The sequence below is a fragment of the Paenibacillus amylolyticus genome (genome assembly GCF_050990605.1).
GTDB classification, from domain to species: Bacteria; Bacillota; Bacilli; order Paenibacillales; family Paenibacillaceae; genus Paenibacillus; species Paenibacillus amylolyticus_H.
The window spans coordinates 3,064,263-3,087,149 of sequence record NZ_CP158832.1; the positions used below are offsets into that span (position 1 = coordinate 3,064,263).

Here is a 22,887-nt window from a genome sequence, read left to right on the forward strand (position 1 = left end):
ACTTAGCATGCTAAATATATTTGTACTATAGAAAGGGCACATATCTGTGCCTGTCCAGAACGAAGGAGAAAATCGTTATGAAAAAAAGAAGTGAAATGCAACTGGCTTTACAGATGGTTTCGGGTTATGGAGCCGAATTTAGCGCATGGAGAATGCCTGGCACGGATCCTGCAGCTTACACCAATATGGATAGTTATGTTGAACGGGCTAAATTAGCTGAACAAGGAAAATTTCATATGATTTTCATCGCTGACACGCCAGTATTATCCAATAATTTAGGCCCACAGACGCCTATGTTCCCTATGGACCCCATGTTGGCACTGATGGCAGTAGCAAGAGAGACACAACACATCGGGCTTGTTGCTACCCTCTCTACAACATTTAATTATCCCTACAACATTGCACGTCAGTTTAAAGCTTTGGATGTTATCAGTCACGGACGTGTGGGATGGAATGCGGTTACCACATCCGACCCCCTAGCGGCGGCTAATTTCGGTGCCCGGGTTGAAAATCGCCAAGAACGCTATGACAAGGCACATGAAAGCATACAAATTGTTCAGGCCTTGTGGGGGAGTTGGGAACCAGACGCTTGGAAGTTAGATGTAGAAGGAGGGGAATTTGCTGATATGGACAAAATCCAGCCTATTAACCTTCAGGGTCAATATTATGCATCTCGTGGTCCTTTGCCCATTCCCCCCTCTGAGCAAGGGCAGCCAGTTATTTTCCAGGCAGGGGGAGGAGGTGAAGGATTGGAATTGGCTGGGAAATATGCTTCGGGAGTGTACGCCAACCCTTATGATATTACGTCTGCACGTGAACACAGACAAGCCATAAGGCAAAGTGCTGTTCGTTTCGGTCGAAACCCAGATGATATCAAAATGTTTGCAGGTTTTATGTTTTCTATGGCTTCAACGGAGGAAGAAGCTCTGGATCGTCGAAAACAGCTTATGAGCTTCAATCCTCAGGAAATCCCCAGCAGGGTAACTTACCTCGGATCCATGGTTGGTTTACCCTTATCGGTAAACTCCGTAGATATAGATCAATCGTTAGCGCCTGACTTATTGAAAAATGCATATGCCAACCCCATGGACCCACGTTCTCCGAGAGCCTTAAAGTTATTAAAAGAAGGACTCTCTGTACGGGATGTTCTCGCTCACGGGGTCATCAACTATCATCCGGTTGTTGCAGGCACCCCTACACAGGTTGCTGACTTCTTGGAAGAATGGTTTTTGGCTGAAGCATGTGACGGATTCTCAGTGGTACCGGATGTATCTTTTGATGGCGTTGCAGATTTTGTTAATCGGGTAGTACCTATCTTGCAGGAGCGCGGTTTGTTCCATAAGGAATATGAAGGAAAGACACTACGCGAGAACATGTGCGTTCCTTACGAATACGGATTGCAGGAAAATGGAATCAACGAATAAAGGAGAGGGCTTTTATGAATAACACACTCGATTTGCTTCATAACCATACATCGTATCGTTCTTACACATCTCAACCTCTGACGGCGGAACAAATAGATGCAATATTTCAGGCAGCAAATCAAACTTCATCTTTCAGTCTTCTGCACGCGGTATCCATTATTCGCATCACAGATCCAGTTCTTCGAAAAAAAGTCAGACATCTCTGTGTCGATCAACCCTATATTGAAGAAGCAGCAGAATTCTGGATCTTCTGTGCAGATTTCAACCGAAACCATGAAATCGCTCCGGATGTGGATATTGAATATATTGAATTTCTGTTGATTGGTTCATTCGATGCCGGCCTGATGGCACAAAATGCGTTAACCGCGGCCGAATCGATGGGACTTGGCGGAGTGTTCATTGGTGGGGTCAGAGCCAATATTAGTGAACTATCTGACGCATTGAATTTACCTAAATATGTTATCCCTCTGGTGGGGTTATGTATCGGTAATCCAGCTGGAGATAAGCCAGAACTGAAACCTCGGCTCCCTCAATCCATGGTATTGCTTGATAATCAATACCAACCACTGGATCAGGAGAAATTAGCAATCTATGATGAGACCATGCTGAAGTATTATGAAAATCGTCCGACGAGAGCTCCTTTCACCGTAAAAAAAGTAAAAGGATGGAGTGACCATATTCAGGATCACCTCGAGAGAAGTATTCAGCCGCAAATGATGGCCTATTTGAACAAGCAAGGTTTTGCCAAAAAATAAGCTTTACGATAAAATGCAATCTTTGTTGTGAAACTTGGATTGGAAAGGGCCTTAAGGAAGTCACTAAGGCGAATTGACACCTATATATCCCCGTGATACATTTAGTCTGCTAAATATAATTCGGATGTTAGGGAGGGATCGTTCATGACAGATGCAGTAGATTGTGATATTCGACATTCTTTAGACCGAATTTCCTCCCAAATGCGTCGAAATTACAGTGAATCTCTCCGGGAACTTAATCTCTATGTAGGACAAGATAATTTGTTGCATCGGCTGTGGTTGGGTGATGGAGTAACACAGATGCAACTAAGTGAACATATGAAATGCGAACCGCCAACGGTTACGAACATGGTCAAATCACTGGAACAGAACGGATTTATATATCGCAAACGTGATGTACAGGATGCAAGGATCATGCGTATCTTTCTAACCGATAAGGGCAAAGAATTAGAAAAACCGGTTGAGTATAAATGGAGAGAGCAGCAAGAGAAACTACTTCATTCCATTTCTTCGGAAGATCGGCTGATATTGAGGCAATTAATGCAACAAATGGAGCGAAATATCTTATAACTTATTCCAAGCTTCACGTAAGCTAAATGAAATGAACGAAGTAGAGCCGCTATTATAGCGGCTTTTTTTATTGCCAATAGCTATACTTCCCTGGCCAGAACAAGAATTTGTACTGTCAGTTTTGGAATTTACAATTACACCTCTAATGCTGGGATAAGATTGTGATACTTCAAGTTAATTTTGTTCATTTAGATGCTTAAGAGATTACAGTACACTGAAATAACATACAAACGGAACACACCAAACATGAAAAATGTGAAGAATAATTATAATTCGTTGGAGGTTTTAACGTGAAAACCAAAAATATCTGGTTTAATCAACCTGCTGGAACATGGGAAGAGGCATTGCCTATCGGAAATGGAACTCTTGGAGGCATGATTTTTGGGAAAACACAGATCGAGAGAATTCAGCTTAATGAAGATAGTCTGTGGTATGGTGGTCCGATGCAGCGGAATAATCCTCAAGCACTTGAATCTTTATCTCAGATCAGAAGCCTGATTTTTGACGGCAAGATTAGGGAAGCAGAAGAACTCGCAGGAGATACGCTGGTAGGTGTTCCTGATGGGCAAAGACATTACGAGCCATTAGGGGAATTCTACATTGCTATGGACCACAGTGAACAAGAACCGACTGAATATCACAGATATCTCAATCTGGAACAAGGTAGAGTAAGCGTGAATTATACCATAGATCAATCCATTTACAGCCGTGATTATTTTGCCAGCTACCCGGATCAAGTGCTTGTTGTACATCTCAAATCCAGCGTACCGGGAAAGTTATCGTTCTCCACTATTTTTGGCAGGGGAACTGTTCTGAAATCAACACACTGGTCCAGTAGTCTTAAACATCCTGTTGGGTTCCAATCCAATCTGGACCGGATCGAAAAGCGTGGAACGAATGACGTGATCATCCGGGGAAGAAGTGGAGGAGAAGAAGGAATTCGATTTTGTTGCGGGATTCGCCTTATATCCGAAGGGGGGCAGGTTCATTATTCAAGCGGTCAGCTCTCACTGAAGGATGGTAATTCAGCGACCATTCTAATCTCGGCTTGCACGGATTTTCGAGTAGCCAAGGAACAACTCGAAGTGGAGTGCCTCCGAAGAATTGATGCTGCTTCCGCAAAACCATATAGCGAACTGCTCGCCAATCATGTCTCGGACTATCAATCCTTATTCGAAAAGATGGATATACATCTCGAAGATGAAAATAAAGATATGATATGTTCCGAACTTCCAATCAATCAGCGCCTTGAGCGGCTTAGAGCTGGTAAGCATGATCCGGAACTGATGAGTCTATACTTTCAATTTGGTCGTTATCTGCTTATCTCAAGCAGTCGTCCAGGTTCTTTACCTGCAAACCTTCAAGGGATATGGAATAAAGACATGCTTCCTGTATGGGATAGCAAATATACGATTAATATTAATACACAGATGAACTATTGGCCTGCAGAAAGCTGCAACCTGTCTGAATGTCACATTCCGTTGTTTGATTTTATAGATCGACTGCAAGTCCGGGGAAAGGAAACCGCTAGAACCATGTATGGATGCAAGGGCTTCGTTGCTCATCACAATTCGGATATCTGGGCAGACGCTGCTCCGCAGGATGTATGCATGACATCGACGTTTTGGACCATGGGAGGAGCATGGCTCTCGTTACATCTGTGGGATCACTACGAATACAATAAAGATGTACATTTTCTCAAGAAAGTGTACTCCACGATGAAAGATGCGGCGGTGTTTATTCTGGATTATCTAATCGAGGATCCTTCCGGCAATTGGGTGATATGTCCATCGTCCTCACCGGAAAATCGCTATATATTGGATAATGGAGAATCGGGGGCTTTATGTTTTGGTGCTTCAATGGACAATCAGATTATTAGAGAACTCTTCACGCGTTGCATTGAAAGTACCCGGATCTTGCAAGAAGATCAGGAATTCGGTGATGTGCTCCGTAGTGCTTTAACCAAAATACCGGAGACCTCCATTGGAAAACATGGCCAGATCCAAGAATGGAGTAACGATTATGATGAATTGGAACCTGGTCACAGACATATTTCCCATTTATTCGCTTTACATCCGGGAACGCAAATTACGTTGCAATCAACACCTGATCTCGCCAAGGCAGCTCGCATAACACTCAACAGAAGATTGGAACACGGGGGCGGACATACCGGATGGAGCAGGGCGTGGATTCTCAACATGTGGGCACGATTAGAGGAGTCGGAACTTGCGCACGATAACATCGTGGAACTTCTACGTTCCTCTACGTTACCCAATCTGTTTTGTGACCATCCTCCATTTCAAATTGATGGGAACTTTGGAGGTACTGCAGGCATAGCAGAGATGCTTCTCCAGAGCCATGACGATGTAATCAGATTGTTACCTGCTTTGCCTGCTGCGTGGCCAAAAGGCTATATTCGTGGTATTCGGGCTCGTGGCGGATTTGAATTAGATCTGGAATGGGAAGCAGGTCGTCTGTCGAATGCCAGAATTCGCTCTATTGGAGAATCAAGAGTAACCGTATCCTATCAGGAACAAAAAATAGAACTAACTTTCCCTGGCCCCAATTCTATGATTGAATTGAAAGGATCCGATTGGATTAATCAATAAAAAATTATCAATTAACATGAGCGAATATCGCCCGACAAAATTGCCGGGTGAATCGCTCTTTTTCTTTTCTGAGCTAAGATTAAGCCATTGATTCAAGCTGAATCAACGGCTTTTTGGTGTGAAGGCAATGTCAGCGATAGTCCTTTCGCGCAATAAATATAACGATCTATGCAATGAAATTACAGATCGCAACCTATAAAATGTAAGCATATTACATATTTGAGTATAATTAATGAAAACGCTTCCTGAATGGATGGACTAGTTTCTGGCGGTTTATTTTTGTTGGAGGAAAGGGGACACATCGATGTTAAAAGTACTACTGGTAGATGACGAGATGTATGTACGAAAGGGGCTGTATGAACTCATAAATTGGATTGATCTTAATATGGAGATTATCGGAGAGGCAGAGAACGGTGTTGAGGCACTGAATCTGATTGAACGTCTGCAACCAGACGTGATTATAACCGATATCCGTATGCCGATCCTGGACGGACTGGAACTGATACGTGCCGTAGAGAAAATGCCACATCTGGAACCTGTATTCATTATTATCAGTGGCTATCATGACTTCAAATATGCACAGCAGGCAATCCGGTATGGTGTTCAAGACTATATCCTGAAGCCTATTGATGATGAAGAACTGACAGCGACGTTGCAGAAGTCGGCTAATCTCATTTGCAATAAACGAAAACATATGATTTTGGCTGAGGAACAAGCCATTAACATCATGCTGGAGGATATGATCAAAGGCCATGTACAGCAAGAGGATGAACAACGATATGCCGAGATGATAGGAATCAATCGTAGCTCCAGTCTGCTCATGACATTGATTGAACTTCAGACAGGATTAGACGAAATTAAAATCACCATTGAACAACTACGTGAAGTAATACATTCTACGGAGAGCAATGTATGTAAAATGTTCATCAGTGAGCAACAACGCGGCATGTTTGCGTTATTACTATTGTTGCCTAAACATGATCAGGCGGGCTCGGCGTTACAAGATAAACTGCACAACATTCATATAACACTGAGCAGAAGGTTTAACCTGGACATCGGCCTTTACGCAGGAATGCTCGTCAATAAAATTGGTGATATCCCACAATCCCTTAACGCCGCTGAAGAAGCAGCCAAGCATAAATATGCAGAAACCGGCGGTGTCGTGTGTTACATGGACATCAAGGACAAACCGCTGTTTGTTTTCAATGTATACCAGGACGAGGCGGATCAATTAATCTTGAGCCTGGAAGAGGGGAATAGGCCTGCTTACCACAATATTGTAGAAGAGAAATTCAAATTGTTTCATATGAATCGATTTACTCCTCAGGCTGTATCGGGTTCTCTATTGCGCTGTATTACGGGTATTCTCGCTGTTGTTCACGAAATGGGTGGTACTGATGAAGGGCTGCAGCAGCTAAAGGAACTGGCACAGCAGAGTCATGAAGGTTGGAATTTACGACTATTGAAGAATGCTTTTCTCATCGCGCTGGAGGAAGCCGAGGATTATGTTTCTCATTTGCGGATGGAGCGATCCAAAGGGGATATCAGCAAGATCAAACGATATATTGATGCAAATTATACAGAGAACATCAATCTCAAAAGCATTGCTGCGCTCTTTTACATGAATCCCGTTTATCTGGGGCGGTTATTCCGCAAAAGCTACAATCAATACTTCAATGACTATTTGCTGAACCTGCGGATTCATGAGGCGAAGAAGTTATTGCGTCAGACGGATCTGAGAATGTACGAGGTCGCTGCACGCGTAGGATTTCAGAATGCGGATTATTTTGTAACACAGTTTGAGAAACTTGTTAAGTTATCGCCTACAGAATATCGCAATCTCCTTATGGGAAATGAACAGCGAGGTGCACAATGCCAAGATGGAACCTGAATTACATGAAGCTTCGAGATAAGCTACTGCTCATGTATGTCTTATCTGTGTTTATTCCCATCGTTGTCACCAATGTGGTGTTCTACAATGTCACATCCGCCAATATTCGTAGTCAGAAAACTCGTGATGCCGGCATGGCCTTGAACAATCTGAAGAACGACCTGAGGGTAACCATTGATCAGGGCGTCGGCCTCTCTTATTCGTTATATACCGACCCTGTATTCAACGACACCATCTCCCGTTCATTTCAAAGTCATTTTGAGTACATTGACGCTTATAATTCCTATCTAAAAGGACAATTCTCCGGTCAAATGAATCAGGGAATTCGCTGGTATCAAGTGTATACCGATAATTCTACCATTTTATCTTCCGGTTATATTGATCGTTTAACTGACGTGGTCCGAAGCTCTAACTGGTACGTTCAATTTCAGGCATACTCCGCCCCTTATCCGGCACTGATCTCATCGGATCAGATGTTAAGTCTGGTTCAACGACTCGACAATCTGGACACTGGGGGTAGAGAGCAGTTACTTAAAATTGACCTGAACATGGATATGATCAAGCAGTATTTTCACAACAGCGGATTCGACGGAAAAGTGTATCTAGTTGATCCGGGAGGACACATCCAATTTTCAAATGATCCTGCAGCAGAAGAATCTCCGATAGGGAAACGTTACAGCGAGATCCAGTTTCCGAACAAAATGATTCCCTTTGAACTTACGTATACAGGTATTAACTATCTGGAAGGGTGGTCCCTGCAAGGCGTCATGGATGAAGAAATTGTGTTGAAGGAGGTACGGAAGTCCCGTTCCTTCGTGGTTTGGCTGGCTTGCATTAATTTTGTCCTGCCGACGATTATCATCGCGACGATGTCCAGAACCATCCATGTCAGGCTGGTGCGCATTCTGAAACATATGAAAAAAGTAAAAACACAGAATTTCCAGACGATTCCGCCTGAAGATGCGAGAGATGAAATAGGTCAACTCACGATGGAATTTAATCGAATGACCGAGACGATTCATAACCTGATTCATGAAGTATATCTCGCTGACATCCAAAAGAAAGACCTGGAGTTAAAGCAGCAGCAAGCGCAGCTCCATGCACTTCATAGCCAGATCAACCCTCATTTTTTGTTTAATACCCTGGAGTCGGTTCGTATGCGGAGCCTTATCAAAGGCGAGAAAGAGACCGCCAAAATTGTGCATAACATGGCCAAGATGTTTCGCACGTCGATTAGTTGGAATCAGAACGATGTGACAGTGAAGGAAGAATTGGAACTCATCGAGAGTTTTTTGCAAATCCAGAAATATCGTTTTGGCGATAAACTCCAATACAGCATTGAAGCTGATCCTGCGGTACTGATGTACCGAATCCCCAAGATGGTAATTCTCCCCTTTGTGGAAAATGCAAGTATTCATGGGATTGAGTCATCTCCGGGTGTAGGCGTCATTCAACTCTACGTTTCAACGGAAAACGACCAGCTCCTGATCAGACTAAAGGATAACGGGATAGGGATGTCACAAACAAAATTGGAAGAGTTGTTAAGTTACCTGGATCAGAACACCGATATGGGAGAGCATGTTGGCATGAAGAATGCGTATAGTCGCTTAAAACTTTGTTATAAAAATCACTTTTCATTCGTCATCCAGACTTGGGAAGGAGAAGGAACGCGTATCCAAATTAAGCTTCCACTTGATCCATCATCCATGCCAGATAACTAATTACGAGGGATATACTTTTCAAAGTAGGAGGTACACTTTCATGGGTAACTTTGAAAGCGCTATCTTGATATATTGAGAAGGCTTAAAGACACAAACAATACTTTAAGGGGGCATTTGCTACATGTTTAGAAAAAAAAACATGATAACAGGTCTGGCCATTTTATTGGCTGTAACGCTGGCAGGTTGCAATAAAGCCAGCCCGGAAGCCTCTTATCCTGACAGTAATGACAACACCCCGGTCACCTTCAAATATTTCACATTTGGCGGTGGCAAGAAGGACATTCTGGCAAGCAACACGACCATTGGCAAGAAGCTGAAGGAACAAACAGGCGTTGACTGGAAGATGGAATATCTGGTCGGCGACGGTGCAACCAAGGCAGGTGTAATGATTGCGAGTGGGGATTACCCCGACATCATCGACTCCAGTGGTGAAATGGCCAAGTTGATGGATGCAGGATCTTTTATCCCGCTGGATGAACTGATCGATCAATACGGACCTAACATCAAACGGGTATACGGGCCTTATATGGACAAATTCAGACAGGAGGATGGAAAGATCTATTTCTTGCCATACACTGCCAACATCGGTTATGTGTCAGAGCCTAACTTCCAGACAGGCTTCTATATTCAGCGGGCTGTGCTCAAAGAGTTTAACTACCCGAAGATCAAAACGCTGGACGAATATTTTGATTTGATTGAGCAATACAAACAAAAGTATCCGCAGATCGATGGAAAAGAAACGATTGGCTTCGCCACACTTGCCGGTGAATCGGGCAGCTTCTTCACCCTGCTTAATCCAGCCATGCATCTGGCAGGTTATCCGAACGATGGCAGTGTGATGGTGGATATGCAGAGCCATGAAGCCAAACTGGTAGCCGGATCTGATTATCAGAAACAATGGATTCAGAAGCTAAGCGAGGTTAACGCACAGGGGATGTTTGATCCGGAATCCTTCACAATGAACCAGGATCAGTATCTCGCCAAGTTGACATCCGGTCGGGTGCTGGGATATTTCAGTTACTCCTGGCAGGTTGGAGACGCAACGAACAACCTCAAGAAGGCGGGTATTGACGATAAACGATATGTATCTCTTCCAATCGTATTTGATGACAGCATCAAAGACCAGTACGTGGACCCGCCAGGATTTGTGAACAACTATGGTGTCGGGATTACCGTCAATGCCAAAGATCCCGTGCGAATTATTAAATATTTTGACAATTTGCTCAAGGAAGAAAACCAGATTCTGGTTCAATGGGGGATTGAAGACGAGACATATAGTGTGAATGAGGAGGGCCGTTTTTATTTCAAAAACGAGGACCAACGCAAGGCACATGAAGATCCGGAATTAAGTCGTAAGTTCGGGTTTGACTATTTTAATTACAGCTGGCCTCGTTATGGGAATAACTCCGTACTGGAAGATGGCAACGCCTATGGACCAGGCAATCAGCCAGAGGTAGCTACCTTTAGCTACACGGATGGTGACAAGCTGTTGTTAGAGAAATATGGCGTGAAGACATTCACAGAATTATTCAGCACGCCGGATGAGCGTCCTTGGTCTCCTGCATGGTCGATTGCACTGGAGCAAGGATCACCTGAACAGATTTTTATCACCAAGGCAGAAGATCTCCAGAAGAAATATTTACCTAAAATGATTATGGACTCGCCTTCCACTTTCGAGAACACATGGAATGAGTATATGAGTCAATTGAATCAACTGGACAAGCAAACATATGAAGCTACGATAACACAGGCAGTGAAGGATCGTGTAGCTGGCAAATGGTGAGTGCAATCCATAGAGGACCATACGGAACGGGGGAATATTCACATGTTAAAAGCGAAATTTAGAACAGCAAGTTTAGCTGTATTACTGACCGTTTTGCTGGCTGGCTGCAGCCAGAACGATTCGTCATCATCACCCTCAGCCACAGGTGATGAGGAAGACAGTCCAGTCACGTTCTCGTATTACATGTTCTCTCCAGGCAAGAAGGATACTCTGGCAAGCGAAACAACAATCGGTAAAGTGTTGCAAGAACAAACAGGTGTGGACTGGAAGCTGGAATATCTGGTAGGTGATAGTGCTACAAAAGCCGGTGTCATGATTGCCAGTGGAGACTATCCAGATGTCATTAGCTCCAGTGGTGAGATGTCCAAGTTACTGGATGCGGGGGCCTATATTCCGCTGGATGATCTGATTGAGGAATACGGCCCTAATATCAAAAGGGTATACGGACCATACTTCGATAAAATGAAAAATGCAGAAGACGGAAAAATCTATGCTCTGCCGTATACGGCTAATCAGGGTGAATATTCAGGTAGCCCCAATGTGGGCGGCGGCGCTTTCTGGATTCAGCGTTCTGTGCTCAAAGAGTTTAACTACCCCAAGATCACTACACTGGATGAATATTTTGACCTGATTCAGGATTACAAGGAAAAATATCCAACGGTTGATGGTGCAGAGACGATCGGATTTGTGTCACTTGCGGGTGTGGCCAATAACTTCTTCACCTTGCAAAATCCAGCGATGCATCTCGCCGGTTATCCGAACGATGGCAGTGTCATGGTGGACATGACTACCCATGAAGCGAAAGTCGTGGCCGGAACAGATGCTCAGAAAAAATGGATTCAGAAGTTAAATGAGATCAATGCGCAAGGCATGCTTGATCCGGAATCCTTTACGATGAACAAAGATCAGTATTTGGCCAAGCTGACTTCGGGTCGTGTCTTAGGATACTTCAATTATGGCTGGCAAATTGGAGACGCGTCGAAAAACCTGCTCTCGGCAGGCATTGATGAGAAGCGCTACGCTCCACTTCCGATTGTATTTGATGAAGGAATCAAGGATCAGTATGTGGATCCGCCCGGCTTCGTCAACAACTACGCAACAGGGATCTCGGTGAATGCCAAAGACCCTGTTCGTATCATCAAATATTTTGATAATTTGCTGAAGGAAGAGAATCAGGTTCTGGTGCAATGGGGCATCAAGGACGAGACGTACAGTGTGGATGAAAATGGCCGATTTTATTATGCAAATGAAGATCAACGCAAGGCTCATGATGATCTGGAGCTCAGCCGTAAATTCGGGTTCACCTACTTTGGCACAGACTGGCCGAAATATGGTGGTGAATCTACACTAACCGATGGTAACGCTTATAGCCCTGGCAACCAGCCGGAAGTGGCCGCTGCATCTTACACCGAGGGAGACAAGAAATTCCTTGAAGCCTACGGTATCCAAACCTTTAGTGAATTATTTAACAAACCGGAAGAGCGGCCTTGGTTCCCGGCTTGGTCCATCGCATTGGAGCAAGGATCACCTGAACAGATCTTCACGACCAAATCGGATGATTTGCAACGCAAATACTTGCCGGAAATGATCTTGGGAGCACCCTCGAATTTTGATAAGCTGTGGGATGCCTACATGGCTGAATTGAACAAATTGGACAAAGCTGGTTATGAAGCGACCATTACCAAAGTTGTGAAGGATCGTGTAGCAGGAAAATGGTAATAGCATAGGAAGGAGCAGGTTCACCGTGGAGAAACCGAATGTCTCCCTTAACTCGATGCCACAAGCGCCGAATCCGAAGGGAACCAGAGCACACTCGTTCTTCAAGCGACTTGTGCAGCAACGAACGCTTGCCTGGATGTGTATTCCTTTTGTCATCTGGGCTTTTATCTTCAAGTACCTGCCGCTATGGGGATGGACCATGGCTTTCCAGAATTTCAAACCGGCGAGGTCTTTCTCGGATCAGCAGTGGGTAGGCTGGCAGCATTTTAGTACGTTATTTGAAGACAATACCTTCTACCGGGTGCTGCGAAATACGCTCGTCATGAGTTCCATTAAACTGGTATTGGGTTTTGTGACTGCAATTACATTGGCTCTTTTGTTGAATGAACTGAAAAATGTCATATTTAAACGTTTTGTGCAAACCGTCAGTTATCTGCCTCACTTTATCTCGTGGGTTGTTGCATCCAGCATTGTATTAACCGTCCTGTCACCAGACGGAATTATCAATCTGTTGCTGATGAAAATTCACCTGATTGATAGTCCGGTACTATGGATGGGGAAAGGGGAATACTTCTGGGGTATTCTGGGGGCAACTGAGGTGTGGAAAGATGTCGGCTGGAACACCATTATCTATCTGGCAGCAATTACAGCGATTGATCCGGCGCAATATGAGGCTGCCGAGATTGATGGAGCCAGTCGCTTCAAACGGATGTTATATATCACGCTGCCTGGCTTGAAACCGGTTATTGTGATCTTGTTGATCATGAACATGGGAAGTATTCTGGAATCCGGATTTGAACCACAATATCTGCTGGGTAACGGGATGAATATGGACTATTCGGAGAATCTGGACATCTTTGTGCTGAAATATGGATTAGGGATGGGGAACTTTTCCTTGGGTACAGCAGCAGGCATATTCAAAACTGTGGTCAGCTTCATCTTCCTTTTCTCCGCGAACTATATAGCGAAAAAAATGGGAGAGAGCAGACTATTCTAAAGAGGAGGCCTATGCTATGCGAAAAGGAAACACATCCCGCTTGCGGAATAGCAGCACCGGGGATCGAGCGTTTGACACCATTAATATAATCTTCATGGTATGTCTAATGATTGTGACGATCTATCCCTTTGTTAATATGATTGCCGTATCCTTCAATAATGCGAACGATGCCATTCGGGGTGGAATATATCTATGGCCCCGTGTATGGACACTGGACAATTACAAATACATTTTTGGCGAATCCGATATCTATCACGCCACTCTGATATCCGCCCTGCGTACGGTCATTGGAACCGTGGTCTCTGTCTTCTGTACAGCCATGCTTGCGTATACGGTTAGTCGTCAGGAATTTGTGCTTCGCAAGTTTGTTACGATGTTTTTTGTATTCACCATGTACTTCAGCGGGGGGTTAATCCCCGGCTATCTGCTGATTCGAGACCTTGGATTGATCGGTTCCTTCTGGGTATATATCATTCCGGGTGTAATCGGTGTATTTAATATGATAGTCATCCGTTCCTTTATTGAAGGTCTTCCTGAAGGCATTCTGGAGTCAGCCCGTATTGACGGGGCAGGGGAGTTCACGACATTTATCCGCGTTGTCCTGCCGCTAACGATTCCCGCAATGGCAACCGTATCGCTCTTTGTAGCGGTGGGGCAATGGAATTCCTGGTTTGATGTATTTCTGTACAACTCATCCAATAAGGAATTAAGTACATTGCAATACGAATTGATGAAGATTCTGCAAACTTCAACGACCTCAGCGACTTCATCCGCAAGTGATGCTTATCAATCTGCCGAAAGTAATGCAACAGCGGTCACACCAACCTCGATTCGAGCGACCATGACCATTATCGCAAGTGTTCCCATTCTGATGGTGTATCCGTTCTTACAGAAATACTTTGTACAGGGTATGACGATTGGCGGCGTGAAGGGATAGTCATGAACTGTATATAACTTCATTGAATCTGTGAAAACGCAACAAACGATACCGTATTAGCGTCTATTCATCCATAGAATACAACAGGAGTGAAACCAATGCATGTAAAATGGATGACGATGATTGGTGCCGTTCTTGGCTCTATGCTTATTGGAGTGGGAACGGCAGCTGCGGAAGAAACGTTTGTTGATCTCAAACATTCGAAGTGGGCAGAGGATGGCATCACGTATATGGCGAAACGCGGAACAGTAGCTGGATACGGCAATGGGATCTTCAAGCCTGGGGTACTTGTGACAAGGGCACAAGCCGTCACTTTTATGGTGCGGGAGCTTTATCCAGATCAGCTTCAAAAAGCAGTGGAAGGCACAACCTATTCGGATGTTCCAACGACACATCCTTTCCATCGAGAAATTATGATAGCTGCTAAAAATGGACTTGCGAGCGGTTTCCCTAACGGAACCTTCCGACCGGACGCACCGCTTAGCCGCGCAGAGACTGCGGCCTTCCTTACACGGGCATATTCACTCGCGGAAGGTAAGCATTCCGCAAAATGGACCGATACGGACAAGCATTGGGCTGCAGCACCTATTCTTATTATGAGTTCAAACGGCTTGGTCGGCGGTTATTCGGATGCCACTTTCCGTCCGAATCAAGCTGTCACGCGTGCTGAATATGCCGTATTCATGGCGAGAGTGATTCGCTTCGAACGCGAAGCGGCCATTCGGGCGCAAGATTGGGATAAGCTGATATCTTATATGACGGTAAGCGAGCAAGTGGGTCAGATGCTTATGCCCGATATTAGGCAATGGAATGGTAAAGCAACGACGACTGTTAATGAGGGATTGAAACGCAGTATCCACGATCAAGACTTGGGCGGACTTATTCTTTTTGACAAAAATATTGTTGACGCGAGGCAGCTTACAACGTTCACATATGATATGCAAAGAGAAGCAGGTGACATCCCTCTATTTCTTGGCATCGACCAAGAAGGAGGAGTGATTAAGCGAATACCAGGCGGAACGAACCTGCCGGGTCAGATGGCGCTTGGTGCAACTGGAGATGCAACGCTAGCCGAAGCTGCTGGTCAGTTGACAGGGGAAGAGCTGAAGGCACTGGGACTGCAGATCAATTTTGCGCCTGTGCTGGACATCAACAGCAATCCAGATAACCCCATCATTGGGATACGGTCGTTTGGATCGGATGCGGATATGGTAACGCGGCTTGGTCTTGCAACCATACAGGGCTTACAGCAATCCGGGGTGATGGCAGCAGTGAAGCATTTTCCGGGGCACGGGGATACGCAGGTAGACTCCCATCTCGGAATGCCGGTACTAACCCATAATCGCGAGCGGCTTGATGCGGTAGAATTAAAACCGTTTCGGGCTGCGATTGAAAACGGGGTAGATATGATTATGACTGCGCATATCGCTTTTCCCGCCATCGATAACGAACATGTCACTTCGCTCAAAGACGGTGAACGTGTGCCGATTCCAGCTACCTTATCGAAAAAAGTACTGACAGGACTTCTTCGCGAAGAACTGGGATATAAAGGTCTCATCATTTCCGATGCTTTCACCATGAATGCCATTGCGGAGCATTTTGGGGAAAATCAATCGGTAGAACGCGCCGTTTCCGCAGGTGTTGATATCATCCTTATGCCAAAAGATTCAGCCGCTGCTCATCGAACGCTGGTGAATGCGGTGAACAATGGAACAATCAAGGATGAAACCATACACGCATCTGTGAAACGAATCCTGGAGATAAAAGCGAAATATGGTTTGTTTGAACGCAGCCAGACTCTTGCGCAAAAGCTAACTCAACTCAACGGTATCATCGGCTCGAAGGAGCACCGAGCGGTGGAGCAGACAATCGCAGAGCGAGCGGTCACCGTCCTCAGCAGCCGCGAAGGTAGGCTTCCGGATCAAATTCAGCAAGGCGACCGGGTTGTTATTGTCGCAGCCGAGCAGGAACAGGCGAAACAGCTTGAAAAACAACTGTTGCAATCCGCTAATAAACTGTCATTAAAGACTGAAATTTTGATTGTTGGACAAGGAAAAATAAATGAAACGCTTCAGGCAATGGGCAAGGCCGATTACGTTATTCTTGCTTCTTACCAATTCCGCAATGTAGCGAGCCAATTCGGTTGGAGCAATTATCAAACCTTGATTCATGCGCTGAACAAGAGTAATCAGCGTTACACGTTGATGTCACTTGGTAACCCTTACGAGATGATCCATTTGCAGAACGTGCGCTCAGGGCTTGCTGTGTATGGAAAGCAGGAGCCGAATACGTCTGCCGGGATCAAAGTTTTACTTGGACAACTGCAAGCTGAAGGACAGTTGCCCGTACAAACGGATTAAGGCATCCTTAAATGAAGACAAAAAGACGGATTCCAGCATACGGAATCCGCTTTTTTGTTTTAAACTAAACGTTGATTACACCGATCCATCTACCATGCCTCACTCGGGTAGTTCTTCGCTACAAACAAATTGGAGTAGCATCTTCACGAATTGCTCCGTCATCCGCATATCCAATGAATGATACTGAGCAGCACGAATCGTTACCATGCGCTGGAGCATGCCCATCATCGTTGTGAAGATAAAGAGAGCCAGATCCAGCGGAGGGGACGGATTCTTAATACTGCCGTCAACAATGCCTTGGGATAAAGCGCCCATCAGGAAATGCTTTTCCTTCCCTTTCTGGTTGAACGTATCATACACTTCTCTTAATTCAGGACTGAAATCATACATCTCATAGTTGATATCAAATAATTGAATAAACCGGATGTAGTCTGGATGATCCTGGGCATAGACAACCCATGCATTCAACATAACCCTCAGTTGTTCTCGCCCGTTTATGTCCTTCATCGATGCACGGCTAACCTCATCCGTTAAATGTTCAATTAGTTGCATCTGAATGGCCAGAAGAAGCTCATCCATAGACTGAAAATGTTTATAAAAGGTGACTCTACTAAGTTCAGCTTTGGTACATACATCCTTAATCTTCACTTGGAGCAGTCCATATTTCAAAAAAAGCTCCTTACCTGCTGCGATCAAATCATCACGATGTTTATTTCCCAATTGTTGATGCCAGGTTTCATTCACTTGCATACCGTTGTCCTTTCTTTGAACGAAATGCGTTCAAGGTAAGTCCGAGAGAAGCGAGCAGCATAATTGCACCAAAAATATACGGGAAGTTTATGTTTTTGTCAAACAATAGTCCTGCAATCAGCGGGCCAATGACCGTTCCGAGACTGGAAAATGTCGTATTCAGACCCGATGCATAGCCTTGCCGATCTCCTGCATTTTTGGATATTAACGTGCTGACCGAAGGTCGCAAACATGAATTAAAGGCAAAGAATAACGCTGAAGCGAATAACAGAAAGACAAGGTTGACCTTAATTAACATTAACAATAAAGCTATGGGTGTGATTATTAAGGAGAGACGGATCAGTTTAACTTCACCAATTCTCTGTACGAACCAATCCAAAAGCCAGATCTGCACAACGATACCGATAATGGCGCCCAAGGTAATAATGATGGAGATTGTTGCAGCGTTGAATCCGTATTTTTGCTCTGCAAAAAGAGCGAATACCGTCTCATAACTCATGAGGCCAAAGGTCATAACGAGCAGCACAATCAAGTATTTAAAATAGGGAACTTTAAATGAACTCCAAATTTTCTTACCCAGGTGATCTCCCTTTTGAAGTCGGATGGAGACGGTTCTTTTTTCCGGGGGAAGTGTCTCAGGCAGTAGTAGCGTCATTAATGCCGCAATCAGTCCCAGACCAGCCGCACAGAAATAGGGCATGCGAATACCCATCTCGGCGATGAGACCACCCAGACCAGGTCCGAGAACCATTCCCAAATTCATTGCTGCGCCGAAATAACCCATGCCTTTCGCGCGAGTCTCAGGCGTTGTAATATCAGTGACATAAGCAAGGTTCGCAGGAACCATTAAACCGAGACTGATTCCACCGATAATTCGTGCAACATACAAGAGGGGCAGGGCGGTTGAAAGTGCAAAGATCACATCCGAGACAATGGAAAGAAACATGCCGGCCATGATCAACTTTTTGCGTCCAAAACGATCAGACAATTGTCCTCCCAGAGGTGAAAAGAAGAATTGAGCCGCACCAAAGGCCGCTACCAGACATCCTGCGACAGTGCCTCCCGCATGAAAAAGCTTCAAATACTCCGGCAATATGGGAATAAGCATGCCTTGCCCCAATAAAGCGATAAACAGATTTAACATCAGAATGAACAATGGAAAGCGAACTGATTTTGGTAATGTACTCATGTGCGTCATTAATCCCTTCATTTACATATTGTTAACCTTTACATTGTGTAAATCATTTTAAATGATTTGAAGGAAATATGTAAATTCTTTTTTTAATGAGTAGAGTTATAATTGAATTCATATGGAGGTGGGAACACGTGAAACTAGAAGAATTGTTTACGGTACATGTAAACATTGAGAAATCATTCGAATTGCAAAATAGCGAAGATAATTCGGTGGTTATGATTACTTTCACAGGCAGCGTAACCGGAAAGTACTTTGAGGGAATTGTGCTGGGTGGAGGAGTCGATACGCAGATCATCGGGAAGAATGGTGGTCCGCGTACGCTATCGGCAAGATACATGATCCAAGGCAAGGACTACACAGGGCATACCTGCAAAATCTATATCGAAAACAACGGAAACATCGATAAAACGCTGCAAACTGCTTTATTTCGCACTTCCCCCAAAATGATTACGGATAGCAAGGCTTTATCTTTTTTGAACAGTGAAACGTTAGTTGGAGAAGGTCATTCAACCGAGTCAGGCGTAGATATAAAAATATATAGGGCGCTGTGATACGGGACAACATCCCCTTTATACTGCAGGGCAAGAGTAGCTAATTGAATGTGATCATCAAAAAAATAGGAACCCAGTATTATGCTTTTACAGAAGAAGTTCTATTTGGTTGGATGAAGAAAGCAACTCCTCTCCATGGAGCTGCTTTCTTTTTTTACATTTTGAATGAATCTGGAACAGCTTGGATCGAATTTTTCCCTCAAGTCATAGCACTGAAATAGTCAATAACCACGCTACGAAACTCCAAAGCTGCTTTTGAAATATACCTGTTTTTGTGTGAAAGTAAAGCGATTTCGCGAACGAGTCTGTGCTCTTCTACCTGCAGGTATCTAATACGTTCATGCGGGTTTCTGGCTGTGCTGGGTATAAACGCAAGACCGATCTCCGCTTCAACAAGGGCGGTTAATCTTGCAGGTTCATCACCTTCATATACATACTTTGGTAGGAAACCAACGGATTGACAAGTGGAATCTACCATATCACGAACACCAAAGCCTTTCTTTACTCCAACAAACCACTCGTCCTTTAGCTCAGCTAATTGAATGCTACTTCGATCTGCATATCGATGACTCATAGGAACAGCAACTACGATCGGATCATCATACAGTATCTGACATTCGATGTCGTCACCTTGAATCGGAGGGGAGGAGAGACAAAAGTCCACCTCGCCCCGATGCAGAAGCCTGGACATGTTTTCTAACGAAACCATTTGCACATGGAACTGAATGTCCGGTTTATTTTTTCGGAATTCCCGTAGTATACCTGGCAAAGTGCTTGCCGTAGTCACCGCCAATTGCAGTGTACCCTGATCCGGATTGGAAAGGTCACCAATTTCCCGCTGTCCCTGCTCCAATTCAAATAAGGCTTTTTCCGTTCGCTGAAGAAATGTTCTTCCAAAGTCGTTTAGTCGCAGCTTTCTCCCGATTCGATCAAATAAAGGGACTCCCAGGTCCTCCTCTAATCGTTGTATCGTTTTGCTCAGGGAGGATTGCGTGACATGCAGCATTCCGGCAGCTTCCGTAACATGTTCGCATCGGGCCACCGTCAGGAAATATTTTAGTTGAAGAAGCTCCATTGGCACCATTCCTTCATTCCTTATAGTTCATCAAATCATAACATATAATGCGTTGGAATAAATGAATAAGTTCAAGTAAGATGACAGCAGAAGAAGAAGGGGTGATGCACCGATGAACGTTCAAAATAAAATATTGATGTTAGCTGTTGGACTTGGAATTATGTTGAATCCGTTGAACTCCTCCATGATTTCTGTGGCAATCTCCAGGCTACAACAAGTGTATCAACTTAATTATACAGCCGTTTCGTGGATTATTTTATCATTTTACATTGCCAGTGCTGTCGCTCAACCCGTCATGGGCAAGTGTAGTGATTTGTTTGGCCGCAAAAAGATCTTCCTCATGGGTCTTGTTATTGTTTTTGTATCATCCATGCTAGCTCCATGGTCTCCCAGTTTTTCGTGGCTCATCGTATTTCGGATCATTCAATCGATTGGCACAAGCATGATGGTGGCCGTCGGAATGGCGATTGTCAGAATTAACGTGACTGAAAAACAAGCATCCGCCTTGTCCACCTTGGCTATATTCCTTTCTGGAGCAGCTGCAATTGGACCTTTTATTGGTGGAGTATTGATTCATTGGTGGGACTGGCACAGCATATTTTTCGTTAATATTCCGTTGGTCATGGCAAGCTTCTGGTTCGCATGGAAAACAATTCCGAAGGACGAGCAATCTCCATCGATCTCTAGTCACATGTCCATTCGGCAATGGCTTGCGTTAATTGATGCACCAGGAATCCTGATGTTTACGGTAGCATTGGTGACTCTGCTCATTGGTTTGCTTTCAGTAAATTCCACAGGACATATTTCAACATGGCATCTGCTGACAGGAGGGATCGGGTTAATCGCACTCGTCATGTTCATCCGACATGAATTGAAAGCAGCCACGCCTTTCATCCCTCTGCGAACGTTTGCCACATATCCCGGGATGACTTGGGTGAATGTGCAATACATGCTGGTGAACATCCTGTTTTACGCACTTTTTTTTGGAGTTCCTACGTATTTGAAGCAGATAAGGCATCTCAACGAGGTTCATACAGGAATAAGCATGTTAGCTTTGGGGTTATGTTCAGTCATTATTGCTCCGATCGCAGGGCGCTGGATTGACAGATCCGGATCACGGCCAGCTCTGATCATATCGGCTTCGTTAATGACTTTTGGCTCTATATTGATCGTTGTTATGAATGAAACTTCTCCAATCTTCATTGTCATTGTTGCCTTAGCTTTATTTGGAATAAGTAATGGCTTAAACGCGGTTGGCATGCAAGCAGCTCTGTTCAAAAGCACACCCAAAGAAATGATTGGAGTCGCATCCGGCATTTTTAATACCTCACGCTACCTGGGGACCATCTTATCGTCGTTATTGATTGGAATTGTTATGAGAGATACATTCAATGTGACAGGATTTCAGACGCTTGGAATCATTCTTACGTTATTAGCTGCATCACTGATCATCATGAGTGCACGACGCGAGGCAGGTGCGGTGAGTCCGGAGCAAGTAAGCAAGTAAATTAGCGAATCGGCCGTGCAATAACACGTTTACACCCAATGAATCAATAGCTCCATTGGGTGTTTTTTTTGTTTTTCACCAAGTTGTCAGAAAGAGTTGATCCTTTCTTGAACGTTTAGGGTAGAACACGTGTCATGGATTGTATTAGGGCGTGTCTTCAAATCGTTTAAATGGTAATACATGGGTTAATATATTAGATGAATATAAGATACGAAATAAAAGAGACACAATGGCAGCGAGTCCAAGATCTGTTTCCACCTGAACGAAAACCACAAGGAGGACGTCCCGCAATAGATAACCGAATCATGCTAAATGCGATGCTTTGGGTTGCACGTTCAGGTGCCCCTTGGCGTGATCTACCTGACTACTTTCCTCATTGGAAATCCGTCTACACTCGCTTTCGACGTTGGCAGAAAGCAGGGATTTGGGATGACGTGCTGAAGTGTGTCTCCCTGGAAGTGGATGACGAAAGCGTTATGATTGATGCCACGATTGTGCGCGTTCATCAGCATGGATCGGGCGCAAAAGGGGGCAAAGCAAGCAAGCGATCGGACGTTCCCGCGGTGGACTAAGCACCAAAATCCATGTTGTAGTCGATGCGCTCGGAAATCCACTTTGTTTCGAATTAACGGGTGGTGAAGCTCATGACTCTGTCCAAGGCTATGATCTTCTGCAAACGATGAAACTGACAATGAAACAGGTATTGGCCGATCGAGCGTATGATACGAATGCGATCAGAGCGCTTTTGGACGAGCAACAGGCTATTTCAGTCATTCCAAGCAAGAAGAATCGCCGAAAGATTCAGCCTTATGATCGAGATATTTACAGAGAACGTCATTTAGTTGAATGCTTCTTTAATAAAGTGAAAAACTATCGTCGTCTCGCGACTCGCTACGATAAATTAGCGTGTACATTTAAGGCTTTTTTGACTCTGGCATCCATTATGGTGTGGCTTGCCTGAGTTTGAAGACACGCCCTAGTAAAAAATAAAGATATAATAATTTTGATTAATAGGCTTGGTTAGTACTTTAAGTGCATCAAGG

At 44.4% G+C, this 22,887-nt stretch carries 16 protein-coding genes and 1 pseudogene; 14 read left to right on the forward strand and 3 right to left on the reverse strand.

Annotated elements, in window-relative coordinates; translation table 11 throughout:
• The first annotated feature begins 77 nt into the window (after positions 1-77).
• From ABTV53_RS13920 to ABTV53_RS13970, 11 genes are all read left to right on the forward strand, one after another.
• Positions 78-1,424 carry an NtaA/DmoA family FMN-dependent monooxygenase gene (locus ABTV53_RS13920; protein ID WP_433753727.1) on the forward strand — a complete coding sequence of 449 codons (1,347 nt, stop codon included), beginning with the start codon at positions 78-80 and terminating at the stop codon, positions 1,422-1,424.
• 14 nt (positions 1,425-1,438) lie between these two features.
• A complete protein-coding gene (gene nfsA / locus ABTV53_RS13925) occupies positions 1,439-2,179 on the forward strand; it encodes an oxygen-insensitive NADPH nitroreductase (RefSeq protein ID WP_433753728.1) in 741 nt (246 codons plus the stop codon).
• Between the two features lie 144 nt (positions 2,180-2,323).
• The gene (locus tag ABTV53_RS13930; protein ID WP_433753730.1) at positions 2,324-2,749 is read left to right on the forward strand and encodes a MarR family winged helix-turn-helix transcriptional regulator; all 426 of its coding nucleotides are present in this window, start codon (positions 2,324-2,326) and stop codon (positions 2,747-2,749) included.
• A gap of 290 nt (positions 2,750-3,039) precedes the next feature.
• Positions 3,040-5,358 (forward strand): glycoside hydrolase family 95 protein, encoded by a 2,319-nt coding sequence (locus ABTV53_RS13935; protein WP_433753732.1) that lies wholly within the window; start codon positions 3,040-3,042, stop codon positions 5,356-5,358.
• Between the two features lie 304 nt (positions 5,359-5,662).
• Complete coding sequence (locus tag ABTV53_RS13940) at positions 5,663-7,249, forward strand: response regulator transcription factor (RefSeq protein WP_433753734.1); 1,587 nt, start codon at positions 5,663-5,665, stop codon at positions 7,247-7,249.
• The gene (locus ABTV53_RS13945; protein ID WP_433753736.1) at positions 7,231-8,970 is read left to right on the forward strand and encodes a sensor histidine kinase; all 1,740 of its coding nucleotides are present in this window, start codon (positions 7,231-7,233) and stop codon (positions 8,968-8,970) included. Before ABTV53_RS13940 ends, ABTV53_RS13945 begins: the two co-directional genes overlap by 19 nt.
• A gap of 121 nt (positions 8,971-9,091) precedes the next feature.
• A complete protein-coding gene (locus ABTV53_RS13950) occupies positions 9,092-10,753 on the forward strand; it encodes an ABC transporter substrate-binding protein (protein WP_433753738.1) in 1,662 nt (553 codons plus the stop codon).
• Between the two features lie 42 nt (positions 10,754-10,795).
• Positions 10,796-12,472 (forward strand): ABC transporter substrate-binding protein, encoded by a 1,677-nt coding sequence (locus tag ABTV53_RS13955; protein ID WP_433753740.1) that lies wholly within the window; start codon positions 10,796-10,798, stop codon positions 12,470-12,472.
• Between the two features lie 55 nt (positions 12,473-12,527).
• Positions 12,528-13,469, forward strand: a complete 942-nt coding sequence (locus ABTV53_RS13960; RefSeq protein ID WP_433754199.1) for an ABC transporter permease — start codon at positions 12,528-12,530, stop codon at positions 13,467-13,469.
• 16 nt (positions 13,470-13,485) lie between these two features.
• Positions 13,486-14,406, forward strand: a complete 921-nt coding sequence (locus tag ABTV53_RS13965) for a carbohydrate ABC transporter permease (protein WP_192131601.1) — start codon at positions 13,486-13,488, stop codon at positions 14,404-14,406.
• A gap of 98 nt (positions 14,407-14,504) precedes the next feature.
• Entirely contained in the window at positions 14,505-16,766 is a 2,262-nt protein-coding gene (locus tag ABTV53_RS13970; RefSeq protein ID WP_433753742.1) for a glycoside hydrolase family 3 N-terminal domain-containing protein, read from the forward strand.
• 99 nt (positions 16,767-16,865) lie between these two features.
• On the opposite strand, the gene ABTV53_RS13975 is transcribed toward ABTV53_RS13970, so the two are convergent.
• Entirely contained in the window at positions 16,866-17,516 is a 651-nt protein-coding gene (locus ABTV53_RS13975; protein WP_433753744.1) for a TetR/AcrR family transcriptional regulator, read from the reverse strand.
• Entirely contained in the window at positions 17,503-18,705 is a 1,203-nt protein-coding gene (locus ABTV53_RS13980; RefSeq protein ID WP_433753745.1) for an MFS transporter, read from the reverse strand. The genes ABTV53_RS13975 and ABTV53_RS13980 overlap by 14 nt, the downstream gene beginning before the upstream one ends.
• A 137-nt stretch (positions 18,706-18,842) precedes the next feature.
• Here ABTV53_RS13980 and ABTV53_RS13985 point away from each other — a divergent pair, with 137 nt between their 5' ends.
• On the forward strand, positions 18,843-19,262 hold the full coding sequence (locus tag ABTV53_RS13985) for a DUF3237 domain-containing protein (protein ID WP_433753747.1): 420 nt from the start codon (positions 18,843-18,845) through the stop codon (positions 19,260-19,262).
• 199 nt (positions 19,263-19,461) lie between these two features.
• Here ABTV53_RS13985 and ABTV53_RS13990 read toward each other — a convergent pair whose 3' ends face one another.
• Complete coding sequence (locus tag ABTV53_RS13990; protein ID WP_433753749.1) at positions 19,462-20,337, reverse strand: LysR family transcriptional regulator; 876 nt, start codon at positions 20,335-20,337, stop codon at positions 19,462-19,464.
• A 112-nt stretch (positions 20,338-20,449) separates the two neighbouring features.
• Between ABTV53_RS13990 and ABTV53_RS13995 the strand changes: the two genes are divergently transcribed.
• Together ABTV53_RS13995 and ABTV53_RS14000 are read left to right on the forward strand one after the other, a co-directional pair.
• Positions 20,450-21,844 (forward strand): MFS transporter, encoded by a 1,395-nt coding sequence (locus ABTV53_RS13995; protein ID WP_433753751.1) that lies wholly within the window; start codon positions 20,450-20,452, stop codon positions 21,842-21,844.
• 197 nt (positions 21,845-22,041) lie between these two features.
• Positions 22,042-22,805 (forward strand): annotated as a pseudogene (locus ABTV53_RS14000) (IS5 family transposase).
• Positions 22,806-22,887: the final 82 nt, after the last annotated feature.